The organism is Streptomyces cathayae, assembly GCF_029760955.1.
GTDB classification, from domain to species: Bacteria; Actinomycetota; Actinomycetes; order Streptomycetales; family Streptomycetaceae; genus Streptomyces; species Streptomyces cathayae.
In genome coordinates this window covers 6231313-6250736 of sequence record NZ_CP121682.1, presented here as the reverse complement: position 1 = coordinate 6250736, position 19424 = coordinate 6231313, and the positions used below count along the sequence as shown (strand labels likewise).

The 19424-nt window shown below is 66.7% G+C and carries 13 protein-coding genes, 3 rRNA genes and 2 pseudogenes; 5 read left to right on the top strand and 13 right to left on the bottom strand.

From position 1 onward, the window contains the following. Positions 1–68 precede the first annotated feature (68 nt). The 6 genes and pseudogenes from rrf to PYS65_RS28495 form a co-directional block, all read right to left on the bottom strand. Positions 69–185, bottom strand: a 5S ribosomal RNA gene (gene rrf, locus PYS65_RS28520). A gap of 102 nt (positions 186–287) precedes the next feature. After that, positions 288–3410, bottom strand: a 23S ribosomal RNA gene (locus tag PYS65_RS28515). A 300-nt stretch (positions 3411–3710) separates the two neighbouring features. Beyond that, positions 3711–5239, bottom strand: a 16S ribosomal RNA gene (locus PYS65_RS28510). The 16S, 23S and 5S rRNA genes sit together here, the layout of an rRNA operon. Before the next feature lie 610 nt (positions 5240–5849). After that, positions 5850–6248 (bottom strand): annotated as a pseudogene (locus PYS65_RS28505) (DNA-3-methyladenine glycosylase); the annotation flags it as partial. 98 nt (positions 6249–6346) lie between these two features. Beyond that, positions 6347–6958, bottom strand: a complete 612-nt coding sequence (locus PYS65_RS28500) for a DNA-3-methyladenine glycosylase (RefSeq protein ID WP_279336810.1) — start codon at positions 6956–6958, stop codon at positions 6347–6349. A 14-nt stretch (positions 6959–6972) separates the two neighbouring features. Next, positions 6973–7230 (bottom strand): annotated as a pseudogene (locus PYS65_RS28495) (DNA-3-methyladenine glycosylase); the annotation flags it as partial. A gap of 163 nt (positions 7231–7393) precedes the next feature. Between PYS65_RS28495 and PYS65_RS28490 the strand changes: the two are divergent. The 3 genes from PYS65_RS28490 to PYS65_RS28480 all read left to right on the top strand — a co-directional run bounded on the left by PYS65_RS28490 (position 7394) and on the right by PYS65_RS28480 (position 9462). Continuing rightward, on the top strand, positions 7394–8176 hold the full coding sequence (locus PYS65_RS28490; RefSeq protein ID WP_279336809.1) for a sporulation protein: 783 nt from the start codon (positions 7394–7396) through the stop codon (positions 8174–8176). 41 nt (positions 8177–8217) lie between these two features. After that, on the top strand, positions 8218–8757 hold the full coding sequence (locus PYS65_RS28485) for a YbhB/YbcL family Raf kinase inhibitor-like protein (RefSeq protein WP_279336808.1): 540 nt from the start codon (positions 8218–8220) through the stop codon (positions 8755–8757). A gap of 198 nt (positions 8758–8955) precedes the next feature. Continuing rightward, the gene (locus PYS65_RS28480; protein WP_279336807.1) at positions 8956–9462 is read left to right on the top strand and encodes an HNH endonuclease; all 507 of its coding nucleotides are present in this window, start codon (positions 8956–8958) and stop codon (positions 9460–9462) included. A gap of 138 nt (positions 9463–9600) precedes the next feature. Here the strand turns inward: PYS65_RS28480 and PYS65_RS28475 are convergent, their stop codons facing one another. The 3 genes from PYS65_RS28475 to PYS65_RS28465 all read right to left on the bottom strand — a co-directional run bounded on the left by PYS65_RS28475 (position 9601) and on the right by PYS65_RS28465 (position 12030). Further along, on the bottom strand, positions 9601–10548 hold the full coding sequence (locus PYS65_RS28475; RefSeq protein ID WP_279336806.1) for an SPFH domain-containing protein: 948 nt from the start codon (positions 10546–10548) through the stop codon (positions 9601–9603). A 147-nt stretch (positions 10549–10695) separates the two neighbouring features. Next, complete coding sequence (locus PYS65_RS28470) at positions 10696–11127, bottom strand: NfeD family protein (RefSeq protein WP_279336805.1); 432 nt, start codon at positions 11125–11127, stop codon at positions 10696–10698. Positions 11128–11232: 105 nt separating this feature from the next. Then, complete coding sequence (locus PYS65_RS28465; protein ID WP_279336804.1) at positions 11233–12030, bottom strand: ABC transporter ATP-binding protein; 798 nt, start codon at positions 12028–12030, stop codon at positions 11233–11235. Between the two features lie 152 nt (positions 12031–12182). On the opposite strand from PYS65_RS28465, the gene PYS65_RS28460 reads away from it, so the two are divergent. After that, a complete protein-coding gene (locus PYS65_RS28460) occupies positions 12183–12971 on the top strand; it encodes a hypothetical protein (RefSeq protein WP_279336803.1) in 789 nt (262 codons plus the stop codon). Positions 12972–13065: 94 nt separating this feature from the next. Here PYS65_RS28460 and PYS65_RS28455 read toward each other — a convergent pair whose 3' ends face one another. The 3 genes from PYS65_RS28455 to PYS65_RS28445 all read right to left on the bottom strand — a co-directional run bounded on the left by PYS65_RS28455 (position 13066) and on the right by PYS65_RS28445 (position 15329). Beyond that, the gene (locus PYS65_RS28455) at positions 13066–13311 is read right to left on the bottom strand and encodes a chaplin (protein WP_279336802.1); all 246 of its coding nucleotides are present in this window, start codon (positions 13309–13311) and stop codon (positions 13066–13068) included. Between the two features lie 196 nt (positions 13312–13507). Further along, on the bottom strand, positions 13508–14149 hold the full coding sequence (locus PYS65_RS28450) for a response regulator transcription factor (RefSeq protein WP_279336801.1): 642 nt from the start codon (positions 14147–14149) through the stop codon (positions 13508–13510). Continuing rightward, positions 14142–15329, bottom strand: coding sequence for a GAF domain-containing sensor histidine kinase (locus tag PYS65_RS28445; protein ID WP_279336800.1), 1188 nt, complete (start codon positions 15327–15329; stop codon positions 14142–14144). Before PYS65_RS28445 ends, PYS65_RS28450 begins: the two co-directional genes overlap by 8 nt. A 472-nt stretch (positions 15330–15801) precedes the next feature. Between PYS65_RS28445 and PYS65_RS28440 the strand changes: the two genes are divergently transcribed. After that, a complete protein-coding gene (locus PYS65_RS28440) occupies positions 15802–16539 on the top strand; it encodes a transglycosylase SLT domain-containing protein (protein ID WP_279336799.1) in 738 nt (245 codons plus the stop codon). Positions 16540–16670: 131 nt separating this feature from the next. Here the strand turns inward: PYS65_RS28440 and PYS65_RS28435 are convergent, their stop codons facing one another. Beyond that, a complete protein-coding gene (locus tag PYS65_RS28435) occupies positions 16671–19232 on the bottom strand; it encodes an ABC transporter ATP-binding protein/permease (RefSeq protein ID WP_279338105.1) in 2562 nt (853 codons plus the stop codon). Positions 19233–19424 lie beyond the last annotated feature (192 nt).

The following is a 19424-nucleotide window of genomic DNA, read 5'->3' as shown; positions in this document are numbered from 1 at the left end:
CGCTCCAGAAATAAAAAAGGACCCTTGGTCCCAGCTGAACGCTGGGACCAAGGGTCCTTCCAAAGATTGTTCGGCGGCGTCCTACTCTCCCACAGGGTCCCCCCTGCAGTACCATCGGCGCTATAAGGCTTAGCTTCCGGGTTCGGAATGTAACCGGGCGTTTCCCCTACGCTATGACCACCGAAACCCTAATGGTTTCGAGCGAACAAGCACACTCTTCTATTGTGTTCTGCTCAAAGCCGACAACAGTCGTTGTCTCAGAACTGACACAGTGGACGCGAGCAACTGAGGACAAGCCCTCGGCCTATTAGTACCGGTCAACTCCACACCTTACGGCGCTTCCATATCCGGCCTATCAACCCAGTCGTCTACTGGGAGCCTTACCCCATCAAGTGGGTGGGAGCCCTCATCTCGAAGCAGGCTTCCCGCTTAGATGCTTTCAGCGGTTATCCCTCCCGAACGTAGCCAACCAGCCATGCCCTTGGCAGGACAACTGGCACACCAGAGGTTCGTCCGTCCCGGTCCTCTCGTACTAGGGACAGCCCTTCTCAAGACTCCTGCGCGCGCAGCGGATAGGGACCGAACTGTCTCACGACGTTCTAAACCCAGCTCGCGTACCGCTTTAATGGGCGAACAGCCCAACCCTTGGGACCGACTCCAGCCCCAGGATGCGACGAGCCGACATCGAGGTGCCAAACCATCCCGTCGATATGGACTCTTGGGGAAGATCAGCCTGTTATCCCCGGGGTACCTTTTATCCGTTGAGCGACGGCGCTTCCACAAGCCACCGCCGGATCACTAGTCCCGACTTTCGTCCCTGCTCGACCCGTCGGTCTCACAGTCAAGCTCCCTTGTGCACTTACACTCACCACCTGATTGCCAACCAGGCTGAGGGAACCTTTGGGCGCCTCCGTTACTCTTTAGGAGGCAACCGCCCCAGTTAAACTACCCATCAGACACTGTCCCTGATCCGGATCACGGACCCAGGTTAGACATCCAGCACGACCAGACTGGTATTTCAACGACGACTCCCCCACCACTGGCGTGGCGGGCTCACAGTCTCCCAGCTATCCTACACAAGCCGAACCGAACACCAATATCAAACTGTAGTAAAGGTCCCGGGGTCTTTCCGTCCTGCTGCGCGAAACGAGCATCTTTACTCGTAGTGCAATTTCACCGGGCCTATGGTTGAGACAGTCGAGAAGTCGTTACGCCATTCGTGCAGGTCGGAACTTACCCGACAAGGAATTTCGCTACCTTAGGATGGTTATAGTTACCACCGCCGTTTACTGGCGCTTAAGTTCTCAGCTTCGCCCCACCGAAATGGAGCTGACCGGTCCCCTTAACGTTCCAGCACCGGGCAGGCGTCAGTCCGTATACCTCGCCTTACGGCTTCGCACGGACCTGTGTTTTTAGTAAACAGTCGCTTCTCGCTGGTCTCTGCGGCCACCCCCAGCTCAGGAAGCACGTTCCCTCACCGGTGATGGCCCCCCTTCTCCCGAAGTTACGGGGGCATTTTGCCGAGTTCCTTAACCATAGTTCACCCGAACGCCTCGGTATTCTCTACCTGACCACCTGAGTCGGTTTAGGGTACGGGCCGCCATGAAACTCGCTAGAGGCTTTTCTCGACAGCATAGGATCATCCACTTCGCCACAATCGGCTCGGCATCGGGTCTCACCCTGGATGAGTGGCGGATTTGCCTACCACTCGGGCTACACCCTTACCCCGGGACAACCACCGCCCGGGCTGGACTGCCTTCCTGCGTCACCCCATCACTCACCTACTGCAGGTCTGGTCCGTCGGCTCCACCACTCCCCTCAACTCCGAAGAGATCGGGGCGGCTTCACGGACTTAGCATCGCCTGGTTCGATGTCTTGCGCTTCACAGCGGGTACCGGAATATCAACCGGTTGTCCATCGACTACGCCTGTCGGCCTCGCCTTAGGTCCCGACTTACCCTGGGCAGATCAGCTTGACCCAGGAACCCTTGGTCAATCGGCGCACACGTTTCTCACGTGTGTATCGCTACTCATGCCTGCATTCTCACTCGTGAACCGTCCACAACTCGCTTCCGCGGCTGCTTCACCCGGCACACGACGCTCCCCTACCCATCACGATCCCCGTTGGGGGTTGATATCGCAATGACACGACTTCGGCGGTACGCTTGAGCCCCGCTACATTGTCGGCGCGGAATCACTAGACCAGTGAGCTATTACGCACTCTTTCAAGGATGGCTGCTTCTAAGCCAACCTCCTGGTTGTCTGTGCGACTCCACATCCTTTCCCACTTAGCGTACGCTTGGGGGCCTTAGTCGATGCTCTGGGCTGTTTCCCTCTCGACCATGGAGCTTATCCCCCACGGTCTCACTGCCGCGCTCTCACTTACCGGCATTCGGAGTTTGGCTAAGGTCAGTAACCCGGTAGGGCCCATCGCCTATCCAGTGCTCTACCTCCGGCAAGAAACACGCGACGCTGCACCTAAATGCATTTCGGGGAGAACCAGCTATCACGGAGTTTGATTGGCCTTTCACCCCTAACCACAGGTCATCCCCCAGGTTTTCAACCCTGGTGGGTTCGGTCCTCCACGAAGTCTTACCTCCGCTTCAACCTGCCCATGGCTAGATCACTCCGCTTCGGGTCTTGAGCGTGCTACTGAAGCGCCCTGTTCGGACTCGCTTTCGCTACGGCTTCCCCACCCGGGTTAACCTCGCAACACACCGCAAACTCGCAGGCTCATTCTTCAAAAGGCACGCAGTCACGACATGCAGGCAAGCCTGCATGCGACGCTCCCACGGCTTGTAGGCACACGGTTTCAGGTACTATTTCACTCCGCTCCCGCGGTACTTTTCACCATTCCCTCACGGTACTGTCCGCTATCGGTCACCAGGGAATATTTAGGCTTGGCGGGTGGTCCCGCCGGATTCACACGGGATTTCTCGGGCCCCGTGCTACTTGGGTGTCTCTCCAACGAGCCGCTGACGTTTCGACTACGGGGGTCTTACCCTCTGCGCCGGACCTTTCGCATGTCCTTCGTCTACCTCAGCGGTTTCTGACTCGTCCCACGGCCGGCAGACCGTGGAAGAGAGATCCCACAACCCCCACGACGCAACCCCTGCCGGGTCTCACACGTCGTAGGTTTGGCCTCGTCCGGTTTCGCTCGCCACTACTCCCGGAATCACGGTTGTTTTCTCTTCCTGCGGGTACTGAGATGTTTCACTTCCCCGCGTTCCCTCCGCTTGCCCTATGTGTTCAGGCAAGGGTGACAGCCCATGACGACTGCCGGGTTTCCCCATTCGGAAACCCCCGGATCACAGCCTGGTTGACGGCTCCCCGGGGACTATCGTGGCCTCCCACGTCCTTCATCGGTTCCTGGTGCCAAGGCATCCACCGTGCGCCCTTAAAAACTTGGCCACAGATGCTCGCGTCCACTGTGCAGTTCTCAAACAACGACCAACCACCCGTCACCCCACTGGAGATCCAGTGAGTACACCGGGGCCGGCAACTGAGGGTTCGTTCCCTCAGACACCCAACAGCGTGCCCGGCCCGGCCCCGTCCGGTGATCATGCGTTCCACGCCCCGAAGGACAGTACTGGCAGCCACCGGCCCGAGATCCGGACCGACTAATCAACGTTCCACCCATGAGCTGACCACCGCCGGACGTACGCCGGCGTAGTGGCTCTGGCCGCCTTGCGGCAGCTAGATGCTCCTTAGAAAGGAGGTGATCCAGCCGCACCTTCCGGTACGGCTACCTTGTTACGACTTCGTCCCAATCGCCAGTCCCACCTTCGACGGCTCCCTCCCGCAAGGGGTTGGGCCACCGGCTTCGGGTGTTACCGACTTTCGTGACGTGACGGGCGGTGTGTACAAGGCCCGGGAACGTATTCACCGCAGCGATGCTGATCTGCGATTACTAGCAACTCCGACTTCATGGGGTCGAGTTGCAGACCCCAATCCGAACTGAGACCGGCTTTTTGAGATTCGCTCCACCTCGCGGTATCGCAGCTCATTGTACCGGCCATTGTAGCACGTGTGCAGCCCAAGACATAAGGGGCATGATGACTTGACGTCGTCCCCACCTTCCTCCGAGTTGACCCCGGCGGTCTCCCGTGAGTCCCCACCACCCCCGAAGGGACGTGCTGGCAACACGGGACAAGGGTTGCGCTCGTTGCGGGACTTAACCCAACATCTCACGACACGAGCTGACGACAGCCATGCACCACCTGTACACCGACCACAAGGGGGCACCTGTCTCCAGGTGTTTCCGGTGTATGTCAAGCCTTGGTAAGGTTCTTCGCGTTGCGTCGAATTAAGCCACATGCTCCGCTGCTTGTGCGGGCCCCCGTCAATTCCTTTGAGTTTTAGCCTTGCGGCCGTACTCCCCAGGCGGGGCACTTAATGCGTTAGCTGCGGCGCGGACGACGTGGAATGTCGCCCACACCTAGTGCCCACCGTTTACGGCGTGGACTACCAGGGTATCTAATCCTGTTCGCTCCCCACGCTTTCGCTCCTCAGCGTCAGTGTCGGCCCAGAGATCCGCCTTCGCCACCGGTGTTCCTCCTGATATCTGCGCATTTCACCGCTACACCAGGAATTCCGATCTCCCCTACCGAACTCTAGCCTGCCCGTATCGACTGCAGACCCGGGGTTGAGCCCCGGGCTTTCACAATTGACGCGACAGGCCGCCTACGAGCTCTTTACGCCCAATAATTCCGGACAACGCTCGCGCCCTACGTATTACCGCGGCTGCTGGCACGTAGTTAGCCGGCGCTTCTTCTGCAGGTACCGTCACTTGCGCTTCTTCCCTGCTGAAAGAGGTTTACAACCCGAAGGCCGTCGTCCCTCACGCGGCGTCGCTGCATCAGGCTTGCGCCCATTGTGCAATATTCCCCACTGCTGCCTCCCGTAGGAGTCTGGGCCGTGTCTCAGTCCCAGTGTGGCCGGTCGCCCTCTCAGGCCGGCTACCCGTCGTCGCCTTGGTGAGCCGTTACCTCACCAACCAGCTGATAGGCCGCGGGCTCATCCTGCACCGCCGGAGCTTTCCGTTTCCGCAGATGCCTGCGGAAACGGGTATCCGGTATTAGACCCCGTTTCCAGGGCTTGTCCCGAAGTGCAGGGCAGATTGCCCACGTGTTACTCACCCGTTCGCCACTAATCCGCCCCGAGGGGCTTCATCGTTCGACTTGCATGTGTTAAGCACGCCGCCAGCGTTCGTCCTGAGCCAGGATCAAACTCTCCGTGAATGCTTCCCGGTGATCCGGGGACACCACGGGAGCGGAACCGCCGGAGGAATGATCCGGCGGTTCACAGCGTCCTCGCTGTGTTTTTTCAAAGGAACCGCGTCCCGGCCGGAGGCCGGAGACGGGGTATCAACATATCTGGCGTTGATTTTTGGCACGCTGTTGAGTTCTCAAGGAACGGACGCTTCCTTTGTACTCACCCTGGCGGGTTTTCCTCCGGGCGCTTCCCTTCGGTCTTGCGTTTCCGACTCTATCAGATCTTTCCGGTCCGATTTCCTCGGGGTTTCGCCTTCCGGGGCTGCGCTTTTCGCGTTTCCCTTTCCGGCGGCTCCGACTCTATCAGGTCCTTTTCTTCGACCTGACCCCCAGTCAGCGGGGTATGCCGCCAGCTTAAGGGCTTTCGCCCCTCGGCCTTTCGACATTCACCACGTTAGCCGATTCCCTCGCTCGATTCATAATCGGGCTTGCGGGTTCGAAATTCAGGCATGCGAGCACGATGAATTCGACCCCGCTGAGGGGCGATCTTGAGTAGTGGGTTGGCCGCTCCGGCTGCAGGCGATTGCCGTACCCGGTTCAGCGGCTCGGGCCACGTTACGCGTCTTCCAGTGGAGAGTCAACTCCTTCGACGCTTCGGGACATGGGCCCGATACGGACTCACCGTCGGGTCGTCGGCGCCCCAGAAGCGCCCGGGGTGTGTGGCGCCCTCGCCCGAGACTCCGGTGCGCGGGCCGTTGCACACCTGGCCGGAGGGGACCGCGGTGCCGGCGAGCATCCTCAGCGGGGTGTCCTCGGAGGTACAGGCGTCCGTACCGTCCAGGGAACGGTCCACTCCCAGGGCCGTTGCCAGGCGGGCCGGGCCTTTGGCCGGTTCCTTGTCGTTGCGGGCCGAGAGCCGGCGGGTGCGGGCGAGCTCGGCGCCCTCGACGATCCCACCTGCACGCAGCGGCACCCCGCTCGCCCGTTCCTCGGGCCCGCACACCAGGTTCGTGCAGAACCACATGCTGTAGGTGAAACTTCAAGCACGCGCCGCGCTCGCGAACGATCACGCATCTTCTGGATCCAACTTCCGCGCCGACTCACCGGCGAGCCGTGAACGAGGCGCACAGCGGCTCAGGCTCCGGCGGACGGTTTGGCTCTCGGGCTCAGTCGGTAAGCCGAGACCGTTGGGTCGCCGGCGAGGTAGAACCGGTGTTGCCAGTCGTGGGCCTTGCTCACGCCTACCCGAGGACCGACCTGGATGAGTGCGGCAGGTACCGACTCGCCCCCGGACAACACGACCGAGGTACCTGTCAGGAGGTCTGCGCCGTTGTGCTCCGCCGTGATGCCGAGTGCCTGGCAGAAGTTCCCCGGACCTCGGGCGAGCCGTGGGCTCTCGACCTTCTCACCTCGCCGCTTGCGTGCCAGGTCTTCCCCCTCGATGACCCTGCCGGCCCGGATGAGGACAGCCGAGGCGATGCCGTCCGTCCCGGTGACGATGTTGGCGCACCAGTGGAGGCCGTGGGACCGGTAGACGTACAGGTGTCCGGCGGGTCCGAACATGACGGCGTTACGGGCTGTCTGGCCCCGGTAGGCATGGGAAGCCGGGTCAGCTGCACCGGAGTACGCCTCGGTCTCCGTGATCGCGATGCTCACGGTTCCCTCGAGGGTCTTGCAGGTGAGGACGCTCCCGAGCAGTTGGGGGGCAACCTCTTCGGCAGGATGGGCGAGGAGGTCCACGTTCATGCGGACCGCCTTGACATGCCGTAGGTGAAGTACACGTATAGGTGACCGGGAGGACCGAACATCACGCTGTTGCGGGGGGTGCGCCCCCGATAGGCGTGGGAACCGGGACCGTTGGAGCCGTCGTAGGCCTCGACCTCGGTCAGGCGGAGGGCGATCGGACCGTCCGGGGTGGCGCGCACGACGATGCGGCCGAGCAGGTCGGGGGCGACTTCGAGGACAGGGCGGTCGAAGAACTCCCTGGGCAGGGGCGTACGGTCAGGGGTCGCGATCATGGCGTCCGAGCGTACTCCTGCCGGGGTGCTGCCGTGGGGTGGTCAGCGGACGCCGTGCTTGCACGGGTGACGGACACGGAACCGGCCGGGGCCGGATCGCGTTGTTAGGGATCGAAGGTCCACGCGTGGCAACGACGCGATAGAGGACGACAAGGGGAGAGACATGGCGTTCAAGAAGCTGCTCGCGAGCCTGGGAGCCGGCGGGGCTTCGGTCGAGACGGTGCTGCACGAGGACAACGTCGTTCCGGGTGGGGTCGTCCAGGGTGAGGTGCGCATCCAGGGCGGGTCCGTGAACCAGCGGATCGAGGGTCTGTCGGTCGGGCTGCAGGCCAAGGTCGAGGTGGAGAGCGGCGACGAGGAGTACAAGCAGAACATCGAGTTCACCAAGTCGCGGCTCGGCGGCGCCTTCGAGCTCCAGGCGGGTGCGGTGCACGCGGTGCCGTTCGGGCTGGAGATCCCGTGGGAGACGCCGATCACGATGATCGACGGGCAGTCGCTGCGCGGGATGAACATCGGTGTGACCACGGAGCTGGCGATCGCGCGGGCCGTGGACTCGGGTGACCTGGACCCGATCAACGTGCACCCGCTGCCGGCGCAGAAGGCGATCCTGGACGCGTTCATCCAGTTGGGCTTCCGGTTCAAGAGCGCGGACATGGAGCGCGGGCATGTCCGCGGGACGCGTCAGCGGCTGCCGTTCTACCAGGAGATCGAGTTCTTCCCGCCGCAGCAGTACCGGGGGCTGCACCAGGTCGAGCTGACCTTCGTGGCCGACGAGCAGGCGATGGACGTCGTGCTGGAGATGGACAAGAAGCCCGGTCTGTTCAGTGAGGGCAGCGACACGTTCCGGTCGTTCCAGATGGGGCTGAACGACTACCAGGGCACGGACTGGGCGGCGTACCTCAACCAGTGGCTGTCGGAGGTCGGCAGCAAGCGCAACTGGTTCTAGGCTCGGCTGCGACCGAACGCAGTCGATCAGGAGGTACCGAGGTGACCGAGTTCGAGCGACGTCCGCTCCCCCATGACTTCCACCCGCCCGTGCCGTCGTTCACGGTGACGAGCGAGGACGTCGAGGAGGGCGCGACGCTCCGGGACGCCCAGGTGCAGGCGGGCGGCAACACGTCGCCGCAGCTGCGCTGGTCGGGCTTCCCGCCGGAGACCAGGAGCTTCGCCGTGACCTGCTACGACCCGGACGCCCCGACGGGCAGCGGGTTCTGGCACTGGGTGGCGTTCGACATCCCGGCCTCGGTGACCGAGCTGCCGGCCGGTGCGGGCGGCGGCCGGTTCGAAGGGCTGCCCGAGGGCGTGGTGCAGGCGCGCAACGACTACGGCACCAAGGACTTCGGCGGGGCCGCGCCGCCTCCCGGGGACGGGCCGCACCGGTACGTGTTCACGGTGTACGCCGTGGATCAGGAGAAACTCGGCCCGGACTCGGACGCCTCGCCCGCCGTGGTGGGCTTCAATCTGCGGTTCCACACGCTCGCGCGGGCCCAGCTGATCGGTGAGTACGAGGTGCCCGCCGGCTCCTGAGTCGATCCCGGCGTTCACGGAACGTTTGCCCGCCCCTGGTCTTGGAATTGATCAGGGGCGGGCATCTTTGTTGCCGGGGGCGCGGGGGTCGCCTCCCGTCGAAGCAGCAGATATTGCGTTGTCCATCCCGGCGTGCCCGGCCAGAGTTGATCCCAGCCCGCCGAGGGGTGGGCCGGTGCACACGGGAGGTGGGCTGGTATGCGGGACACGCTGGTACTGAACGCGAGCTTCGAGCCGCTGTCGACGGTGACGCTGAACCGAGCCGTCGTTCTGGTGCTCCAGGACAAGGCGGTCGTCGAGCAGGCCCACCCCGAACTGCGGATGCGGGGGGCCGAGGTCGACATACCGGTGCCACGGGTGATCAGGCTCTGCCACTACGTCAGGGTGCCGTTCCGAAGACGGGCGCCGTGGTCGAGGCGGGGTGTGCTGGTGCGGGACCGGCACCGGTGCGCGTACTGCGGGCGGCGGGGCACCACCGTCGACCACGTGGTACCGCGGTCGCACGGTGGGCAGGACACCTGGCTGAACACGGTGGCCTCGTGTGCGGAGGACAACCACCGCAAGGCGAACCGGACTCCGGAGCAGGCGGGGATGCCACTGCTGCGGCAGCCGTTCGAGCCGACGCCGGCGGACGCGATGCTGCTCACGCTGGCGAAAGACGATCTCGAGGCGCTGCCGGACTGGCTGGCGCTGGACGCGGCGTGAGGATTTCGCCGTAGCGGCCTGGGGTTCCCGGCTGCGGGCTGTGCGGGGCTGATCGCGCCCACGTCGCGGAGCCGCGCATCGGACAGGTGCCCGCACCCCTCGAGGGGTGCGGGCACCTGTCCGATGCGGAAAGGGCCGTCAGTCGATGGAGGGCTTCTCACGGCGTTCCGTGGCACCGCCGGAGGTGCCGTTGCCGCCCGAATTGCCGCCCAGGCCGCCGAAGTTGCCCATGGCGCCGGAGAGTCCCTTGAGCGCGTCGCCGATCTCGCTGGGGACGATCCAGAGCTTGTTGGCGTCGCCCTCCGCGATCTTCGGGAGCATCTGGAGGTACTGGTAGGAGAGCAGCTTCTGGTCGGGGTCGCCCGCGTGGATCGCCTCGAAGACCGTACGGACGGCCTGGGCCTCGCCCTCGGCCCGGAGGGCGGCGGCCTTGGCCTCGCCCTCGGCGCGCAGGATCTGGGACTGCTTCTCGCCCTCGGCGCGCAGGATCTCGGACTGCCGGACGCCTTCGGCCTGGAGGATCGCGGCACGCTTGTCGCGGTCGGCGCGCATCTGCTTCTCCATCGAGTCCTGGATGGAGGTGGGCGGCTCGATCGCCTTGAGTTCGACGCGGTTGACGCGGATGCCCCACTTGCCGGTGGCTTCGTCGAGGACGCCGCGCAGGGCCGCGTTGATCTCCTCGCGGGAGGTCAGGGTGCGCTCGAGGTCCATGCCGCCGATGATGTTGCGCAGGGTGGTGACGGTGAGCTGCTCGATCGCCTGGATGTAGCTGGCGACCTCGTAGGTCGCGGCCCGTGCGTCGGTCACCTGGTAGTAGATGACGGTGTCGATGTTGACGACCAGGTTGTCCTGGGTGATCACCGGCTGCGGAGGGAACGGGACGACCTGTTCGCGCAGGTCGATCCGGTTGCGGATGGTGTCGATGAACGGGACGACGATGTTGAGACCCGCGTTGAGTGTGCGGGTGTAGCGGCCGAAGCGCTCGACGATGGCGGCGCTGGCCTGCGGGATGACTTGGATCGTCTTGATCAGGGCGATGAAGACCAACACCACCAGGATGATCAGAACGATGATGATCGGTTGCATCGTCGGTTTCCCGAACCCTTCTTCGCCTCGGCGTCTTCGTCAGATCCTGTGCCGGTTACGGATCTTGCTGTCGAGTCTGACAGAACGTCGTGCAACTCGGTGGCCGTTCGGCTCAGTTGTTGTCCTGTGTGAGCCGGTCGTGCGGGATCACATGACGATCGCCGTGGCTCCCTCGATCTCCACGACGTCCACTTCCTGGCCCGCTTCGTAGACGCGGGCCGCGTCGAGGGAGCGTGCCGACCAGATCTCGCCGGCCAGCTTGATCCGGCCGCCGGAGCCGTCGACCCGTTCCAGCACGACGGCCTGCTTGCCCTTCAGGGCGTCGACGCCGCTGGCGAGATGGGGTCGTTGTACGCGTTGTCTTTTCGCGATGGGGCGTACGACGGCGATGAGGGCGGTCGAGACGACGGCGAAGACCACGACCTGGGCCACGGCGCCGCCGCCGAGCATTCCGGAGACCATCGCCGCGGCGACGGCGCCCACCGCGAGCATGCCGAGTTCGGGCATCGCGGTGATCACCAGCGCGATGCCGAGTACCGCCGCGCCGATCAGCCACCACAGCCACGCATCGATGTCCACAGGGGCATGGTAGGACCGCGGACCCGGTCACCGACAGGGCGCCGGGGCATTCCAAAGGGTCTTGCGGGCCCGGTTTCTGAGTGGACGGAATCCCCCCGGCCGGGTTCAGGCCATCGGGAGGCCCTGTGCGGTCCAGCGGTCGCCGACCTGCTCCACGACGAGCGGGAGGCCGAAGCAGAGGGAGAGGTTGCGGGAGGTGAGTTCGAGCTCCAGCGGGCCGGCGGCCAGGATCTGGCCCTGGCGGATCATCAGGACGTGGGTGAAGCCGGGGGCGATCTCCTCGACGTGGTGCGTGACCATGATCATGGAGGGGGCGATCGGGTCGCGGGCGAGGCGGCCGAGACGGCGTACGAGGTCCTCACGGCCGCCCAGGTCGAGGCCGGCGGCGGGCTCGTCGAGGAGCAGCAGTTCGGGGTCGGTCATCAGCGCGCGGGCGATGAGGGTGCGCTTGCGCTCGCCCTCGGAGAGGGTGCCGAACCTGCGGTCGACGAATTCGGACATGCCGAGGCGGTCGAGGAAGGCGCGGGCGCGCTGTTCGTCGATGTCCTCGTACTCCTCCTGCCAGCCGGCGGTCATCCCGTAGGCGGCGGTCAGCACGGTCTGCAGGACCGTCTGGTTCTTGGGGAGCTTGTCGGCCATGCCGTTGCCGGCGATGCCGATGCGCGGGCGCAGTTCGAAGACGTCGATGCCGGGGGCGCCGAGGGTCTCGCCGAGGATGGTGGCGGTGCCCTTGCTCGGGAACAGGTAACTGGAGGCGATATTCAGCAGGGTGGTCTTCCCGGCGCCGTTGGGACCGAGGATGACCCAGCGCTCGCCCTCCTTCACCGACCAGGAGACCTGGTCCACCAGAGCCCGGCCCTCGCGGACCACGGATACGTCCTGAAGCTCCAGAACATCGCTCATGAGCGCGTTGTCTCCCCTTGCAGTGTGGCCGGGTTCTCGGCTCTGTCGTACGCCTGTGGTCGGTCCGCCGCGCCCGTGGGCGCGGCCCTCCATGAAATCTACGCCACCGGTCGGCCCGGACATCCCCTCGGTCCTGTCCTTAGGGTGGAGGCATGCTCTCGGAACCACGTTCAGGACGCCTCGCCTCTTGGGGAAATGCCCTCATTGCCGGTCTTGTCTCGCCGGACGACGCCGTGCTCGCCATCGTCGGTGAGGACGCGGTGCACCGGGTGGAGGGGGTGCCGGGCGAGTCCGCGCCGGTGGGTCTCACGCTGGCGCTGGGGCGGCTGCGGACGCTCGGGGTGACCGGGCTGCGGGTCGCGCTGCCCATGCCGGGGCATCCACTGGGGCTGAGCGGGCCGCCGGAGTTCAACGCGCGGGCGCTGGAGGCCGGGGAGGCGGTGGTCGGTCACGGGGCCGCCTTCGGGCTGGTGCCGCAGGTGCGGGAGGCCGGGCCCGCGGGTGATGTGCATGTGGAGGTCGTCTGGCACTGCCTGGCGGTGCGGGAGGCGCCGCCCGCCGACGTGCCCTCGCTCGGCGAGGCGGAGCGGGAACTGGCGGAGTCGCTCAGGGAGGCGACCGAGGTGCTGACGCGGCTGGACGTGGCCGGCTCGGGTCCGGTGGCCGAGGCGGCGATCGACGCGTACCGGGCCCGGGCGGAGCCGGGCCGTGAGGTGCTGGCGCCGGGATATCCGCCGCGAGCGGTGCGGGTGCTGGAGCTGGCGCGGCGGGTGGGGACGCTGGTCTCGCTGGCCGGTGCGAACGGGCACGGGGGCGCGGTGAGCGCGTCGGAGATGGCGGCGCGCGGGGAGGCCCTGCGGCCGGTGGAGCGAACGGCCCGGCGGGCGCAGGTCGCGGCGTACAACTCCGTGGTCGAGGAACGGGAGCGGGGGGTCCGGTGAGTCCCGGTCCCCCGCGGTGACCGGTGTGGGCAGGCCGAGCGGCCTCCCGGGTGGGGCCGGGAGGCCGGGGGCGTCACCGGTGGGATGACGGGCGTCAGCCGTTGACGGCCACGTTGCCGAAGGCGGGGTTCAGCAGGCCGATCACGTTGACGCTGTTGCCGGACACGTTGACCGGGACGTCGACCGGGACCTGGATGACGTTGCCCGAGACGACGCCCGGGGAGCCCGCGGCCGTGCCGCCGGCGTACGCGCCGTCGGTGGCGGAGGCCATGCCCGTACCGGCGGCGAGCAGACCGCCGGCCATCATCGTCACGGCCGCTGCCTTCTTCAGGTTCTTCACTTTCCGAGCCCTCCTCGCGGTCACCGCGGCAGGCGCCGCGGTACGCACTGGAGAACGGCGGAAGGCCGAAGAAGGATGCGCCATCCGGGGGACATTCCCACTACGGTATGAATCTCGCACCGGAGGGGAACCATCCGCCCGGCCCGGTACGTCACGGGCCGGCCTCCCCCGGCTCACCGCTCACCTGCTCGGGTACTCAGCCGCTCAGGCCGTGGCGCACCGCCCACAGGGCGGCCTGAGTACGGTCCGCCAGGTCGAGCTTCATCAGGATGTTCGAGACATGCGTCTTCACGGTCTTCTCGGAGAGGACCAGGGCGCGGGCGATCTCCCGGTTGGAGCGGCCGTCCGCTATGAGGCCGAGCACCTCGCGCTCCCGCTCCGTGAGCGAGCCGGCCCGGCCCTGGCCGGAGTGGGTCTCCTCCTGGGCCAGCAGGGCGCCGGCGACCTCGGCCTGGAGCAGGACGTGTCCGGCGTGCACCGAGCGGATGGCTCCGGCGAGCGCGTCGGGGTCGATGTCCTTGTACACGTATCCGGCGGCGCCCGCGCGCAGGGCCGGGACCACGGTGCGCTGCTCGGTGAAGCTGGTGACGACCAGCACGCGCGCGGGATGGTCCAGTTCGCGGAGCCTGCGCAGGGCCGCCACGCCGTCCATGCCCGGCATCCTGACGTCCATCAGGATCACGTCGGGCCGCAGCTCCCCGGCGAGGGCGACTCCTTCGGCGCCGTCCGCCGCCTCGCCGACGACCTCGATGTCGTCCTGCACCTCCAGAAAGGTGCGCAGCCCCCGGCGGACCACCTGGTGGTCGTCGACGAGCAGCACCCTGATCGCGTCAGCCACCGGGGACCTCCATCTCGATCGTGGTGCCCTCGCCGGGCGCCGATTCCACGGTCAGGCTGCCGCCGACCCCGCTCGCCCGGTCCCGCATGGAGACCAGGCCGAGATGGCGTCCGGCACTGCGGATGATCTGCGGGTCGAACCCCTTGCCGTCGTCGGTGACCCGCAGCACGGCGCCACTGCCGCGGCGGCCCAGGGTGACGTGGACACGGTCCGCCCCCGAGTGCCGCAGGGCGTTGTGCAGCGCCTCCTGGGCGACGCGCAGCACGGCCTCCTCCTGCGCGGCGGGCAGGGCGCGCGCACCGTGCCCGGCGAAGGTCACCCGCGCGGTGTGGGCGCGGTCGAGGACCTGGATCTGGGTACGGAGGGTGGGGACGAGGCCGTCCTCGTCGAGGGCCGCGGGGCGCAGCTCGACGACCGCGGCGCGCAGTTCGTCGGCGGCCTCGGCCGCCAGGGCGGCCACCTGCTGGAGTTCCCCCTTGGCCCGGGCCGGGTCGCGGTCCACGAGGCGGGCGGCCGCCTGGGCGGTGAGGCGCAGGGAGAACAGCTTCTGGCTGACGGCGTCGTGCAGTTCGTGGGCGAGGCGGGAGCGTTCCTCGGCGATGGTCAGTTCGCGGCTGCGCTCGTAGAGCCGGGCGTTGGTGAGGGCGATCGCCGCGTGCTGGGCCAGGATGCCCAGGACGTCCTCGTCGTCCTGGGTGAACCCGCAGGTGCCCTCGGGTGCGGGACACGGGAGGCCGGAGGGGTTGTGGGGGTCTCCCTCCGCGGGGGTCCGTTTGTTGGCCAGGAACAGGGCGCCGATGACCTCGTCGCCGTCGCGGATGGGCAGGCCCAGGAAGTCGACCAGGTCGGGGTGGGCGCTGGGCCAGCCCTCGAAGCGGGGGTCCTTGCGTACGTCGGCGAGGCGCTGGGGCCCGTCCTCGCGGAGCATCGCGGCGAGGATGCCGTGCTGGCGCGGGAGGGGGCCTATGGCCTTCCACTGGTCGTCGCTGACGCCGTCGACCACGAACTGGGCGAAGCCGCCGTGGTCGTCGGGGACGCCGAGCGCGGCGTACTCCGCGTCGAGCAGTTCGCGGGCCGAGGCGACGATCGTCTTGAGGACGTCGCGCACCTCGAGGTGCCTGCTCATGGCCAGCAACGCGGTGCTCACCGCGGCGAGGCCGGACCGGGGGCCGTGGCTCATGTCCTCACGGTACCGGCGGGCACCGGCGGTACGGATCCGACCAGTGGCGGCGGCGACCTGGACCGGAGGTCCTAGGACCTCCGGTCCGTCCGGAGCGGCCCCGGGTCCTTTCGTGAGCCGGAACGGGACTCGCCACCCCCCTCACACAGGGACTTGCGCCAGCAACTCACGGTGAGGATGACGGTCGTCCGGTGTGAGGCCGGGCATAGGGTGCACATCACGTACGAAGGTGAATAGGAGGGCGATAGCGGACACGTGAGCGGCGAACACAATCCCTTCTGCCCTGTTTTGCTCCCCCCTGATCCACTACCCGGCTTCGTACGTCACACCTTTGCCCAGCCATTTTGCGGCCGCTAAGAATGGCTCTCGTCGCTCAGCGCCGTGGGTTCCGCCCGCGGCGTTCGTGCCGGAGAAAACCCCTGTCCCCCGGACGTCGAGCGACCTCCGCGCTATTCGAAGAGGTCCATCACCCATGTCGAAGAACTTCCTCGCCCGAGGTCACATTCGTGCTCTGAACCGTCGCCACAAGATCGCCGTCGCCGGTGTCGCCGCTCTCGGTGCCGCCGCCATCGTCTTCTCGGCCACGCCGAGCGACGCGTCGACGACCGTCACGAGCGAGGCAGCTCCCACCGCGCAGGTCGCCTACAGCACCGAGCCGATCAAGGACGTCAAGGGCACCGTCACCGACCAGCTCGCCGTCTCGGGCGTGAAGACCGAGCAGATCGCGGCGAAGAAGCAGGCCGCGGCCGACGCCGTCGCCGCGAAGCAGGCCGACGCGGCTGCCGCGGCCGCCGCGAAGGAGCAGGCCGTGAAGGAGCGCGAGGCCACGGAGGCCGCCAACCGCTCCGCGCAGCGGGCCGAGGCCGGCAAGGCCGCCCCGCAGACCTACGGCGACAACCTGGACGGCTGGATCCGCGAGTCCATGGACATCATGAAGAAGCACGGGATCCCGGGTTCGTACGAGGGCATCCACCGCAACATCATCCGGGAGTCCTCCGGCAACCCGGCGGCCATCAACCTCTGGGACATCAACGCCCAGAACGGCATCCCGTCCAAGGGGCTGCTGCAGGTGATCCCGCCGACGTTCGAGGCGTACCACGTCCCGGGCACGCCGAAGGACATCTACGACCCTGTCTCGAACATCACCGCCGCCTGCAACTACGCGGCCGACCGGTACGGCTCCATGGACAACGTCTACAGCGCGTACTGAGGTCGGCGCGGACCTCTTCACGCGGCCTGACGCGCCCGGATACACCGAAGGGCGGCACCCTCCTGACGGGGTGCCGCCCTTCGGGGCGTACGGCGCGCGAGCGACCGTGCCGGTTGCCTGCGTCACGCGCGTTACTTGCGCATGACCTCGGGCTCGTGGCGGCGCAGGAAGCGGGCCACGAAGAAGCCGCAGATCACGCCGAGGGCGATGAGCGCGCCCATGTCCATGAGCCAGGCCCCCGCCGTGTGCTCCCACAGCGGGTCGGGGTCGCCCGCGGTCTCCGGCGGGCTGATCCGGTTGAAGTCCAGCGTGGCACCGGCGGCGGCGACCGCCCAGCGCGACGGCATCAGGAACGAGAACTGGTTGACGCCGATCGAGCCGTGCAGCGCGAACAGACAGCCGGTGAAGACGACCTGGACGATCGCGAACATCACCAGCAGCGGCATGGTCTTCTCGGCGGTCTTCACCAGCGAGGAGATGATCAGGCCGAACATCATCGAGGTGAAGCCGAGCGCCATGATCGGGATGGACAGCTCCAGCAGCGTGAAGCCGCCGAGCACCAGCCCCTCCTCGGGGAGCTCCCGGCTGGAGAAGCCGATGACGCCGACCATCAGGCCCTGCAGCACGGTGATCATGCCGAGCACGAACACCTTGGACATCAGGTACGCCGAGCGGGACAGGCCGGTCGCGCGCTCCCGCTCGTAGATGACCCGTTCCTTGATCAGCTCACGTACGGAGTTCGCGGCACCGGCGAAGCAGGCGCCGACCGCGAGGATCAGCAGGACCGTGGTCGCCGTGCCGTTCGGGATGATCCGGCCGGTCTGCGGGTCGGGCGGGTTCGGCAGCAGACCCCTGTCGGCGTCGATGAGCAGGCTGACCGCGCCGAGGACGGCCGGCAGGATCACCGTCAGGGCGAGGAACCCCTTGTCGGAGACGATCACCGAGATGTAGCGGCGCACCAGTGTGGTGAACTGCGACATCCAGCTCTGCGGCTTCGGCGGCTTCATCGCCTGCATCGCCGGGACCTGTACGGACTGCGGCGCGACCGCGTCGATGTCCGCCGCGTACATCTGGTAGTGCTGCGAGCCCTTCCAGCGGCCCGCCCAGTCGTAGTCGCGGTAGTTCTCGAAGGCGGAGAAGACGTCGGCCCAGGTGTCGTAGCCGAAGAAGTTCAGCGCCTCCTCGGGCGGACCGAAGTAGGCGACCGATCCCCCGGGTGCCATCACCAGGAGCTTGTCGCAGATCGCCAGCTCGGCCACCGAGTGGGTGACGACGAGGACGGTGCGCCCGTCGTCGGCGAGCCCGCGCAGCAGCTGCATGACGTCGCGGTCCATGCCCGGGTCGAGACCCGAGGTCGGCTCGTCGAGGAAGATCAGCGACGGCTTGGTGAGCAGTTCCAGCGCCACCGAGACCCGCTTGCGCTGGCCGCCGGAGAGCGACGTGACCTTCTTGTCCTTGTGGATGTCCAGCTTCAGCTCGCCCAGCACCTCGTCGATGCGGGCGTTGCGCTCGGCGGCCGTGGTGTCGGCCGGGAAGCGGAGCTTGGCCGCGTACCCGAGGGCCTTCTTGACGGTCAGCTCCTTGTGCAGGATGTCGTCCTGCGGGACCAGACCGATGCGCTGGCGCAGTTCGGCGAACTGCTTGTAGAGGTTCCGGTTGTCGTAGAGGACCTCGCCCTGGTTTGCGGGCCGGTACCCGGTGAGCGCCTTGAGCAGGGTGGACTTGCCGGAGCCGGAGGGGCCGATGACCGCGATCAGCGACTTCTCCGGGACGCCGAAGGAGACGTCCTTGAGGATCTGCTTGCCGCCGTCGACCGTGACGGTGAGGTGGCGGGCCGAGAAGGACACCTCACCGGTGTCGACGAACTCCTCGAGCCGGTCACCGACGATCCGGAACGTCGAGTGGCCGACGCCCACGATGTCGGCCGGGCCGAGCAGCTGCGTGCCGCCCTTGGCGATCGGCATACCGTTGACGTAGGTGCCGTTGTGCGAGCCCAGGTCGCGGATCTCCATGCGGCCGTCGGGCGTCGAGTGGAACTCGGCGTGGTTCCGGGAGACCTGCAGGTCGGAGACGACCAGGTCGTTCTCCAGGGCACGGCCGATGCGCATCACGCGGCCGAACGAGAACTGGTGGAACGTGGTCGGGCTGCGGTCGCCGTACACCGGCGGTGCCCCCGCCGCGCCACCGGGGCCCTGCTGCTGCGGTACGTACGGCGCGGACTGCTGCTGCGGCACCGACTGCTGCTGCGCCTGTGCCTGTTGCTGCTGCCAGCCGGCCTGCGCGGACTGCTGCTGATACATCTCCTGCTGCCCCTGCTGGACCCAGCCCGGGACCGCCCCCTGCACTCCCTGCGCCGCGTACGGCTGCTGCTGCGGCGAGGCGGCCTGGGCCCCGGCGCCGGACACGCCGGACAGGGTCACTCGCGGCCCGTCGGTCGCGTTGCCCAGGTTCAGCGCCGTATCGGAGCCGATCTCCAGGTGACGGACCCGCTGCCCCTGCGCGAACGTGCCGTTGGTGCTGCCATGGTCCTCGACGACCCAATGATGGCCGTTGAAGCTGATCGTGACGTGTCGCCAGGACACCCTGGCGTCGTCCACCACGACATCCCCCTGCGGATCGCGTCCCAGGGTGTAGGACCTGGACGGATCGAGCGTCCAGGTCCGTCCGTTTGTTTCCAGTACGAGTTCCGGCACTCCATGCCCCACTGAGTTGTCCCCCGAATTTCCCCCGTCGCAGGGAGTCTAGGGATGTCGAACATCGGGGGGAACTATTTCAGGCTCGGCCGCCGAACCGGAAGCCGGGCCATGGGAAGGGGGCTCGCGGGCGCTTTCCGTGCTCCCGTCGACGGGGTTGAAACCGGGCCGGGGAGTGGTAATCCACCCGAG

Excerpts from the sequence above, each read along its gene's own strand:
- PYS65_RS28440 (WP_279336799.1), top strand. The coding sequence starts at position 15,802 with ATGTCGAAGAACTTCCTCGCCCGAGGTCACATTCGTGCTCTGAACCGT.
- PYS65_RS28480 (WP_279336807.1), top strand. The coding sequence starts at position 8,956 with ATGCGGGACACGCTGGTACTGAACGCGAGCTTCGAGCCGCTGTCGACG.
- PYS65_RS28490 (WP_279336809.1), top strand. The coding sequence starts at position 7,394 with ATGGCGTTCAAGAAGCTGCTCGCGAGCCTGGGAGCCGGCGGGGCTTCG.
- PYS65_RS28500 (WP_279336810.1), bottom strand. The coding sequence starts at position 6,958 with ATGAACGTGGACCTCCTCGCCCATCCTGCCGAAGAGGTTGCCCCCCAA.
- PYS65_RS28460 (WP_279336803.1), top strand. The coding sequence starts at position 12,183 with ATGCTCTCGGAACCACGTTCAGGACGCCTCGCCTCTTGGGGAAATGCC.
- PYS65_RS28475 (WP_279336806.1), bottom strand. The coding sequence starts at position 10,548 with ATGCAACCGATCATCATCGTTCTGATCATCCTGGTGGTGTTGGTCTTC.
- PYS65_RS28465 (WP_279336804.1), bottom strand. The coding sequence starts at position 12,030 with ATGAGCGATGTTCTGGAGCTTCAGGACGTATCCGTGGTCCGCGAGGGC.
- PYS65_RS28445 (WP_279336800.1), bottom strand. The coding sequence starts at position 15,329 with ATGAGCCACGGCCCCCGGTCCGGCCTCGCCGCGGTGAGCACCGCGTTG.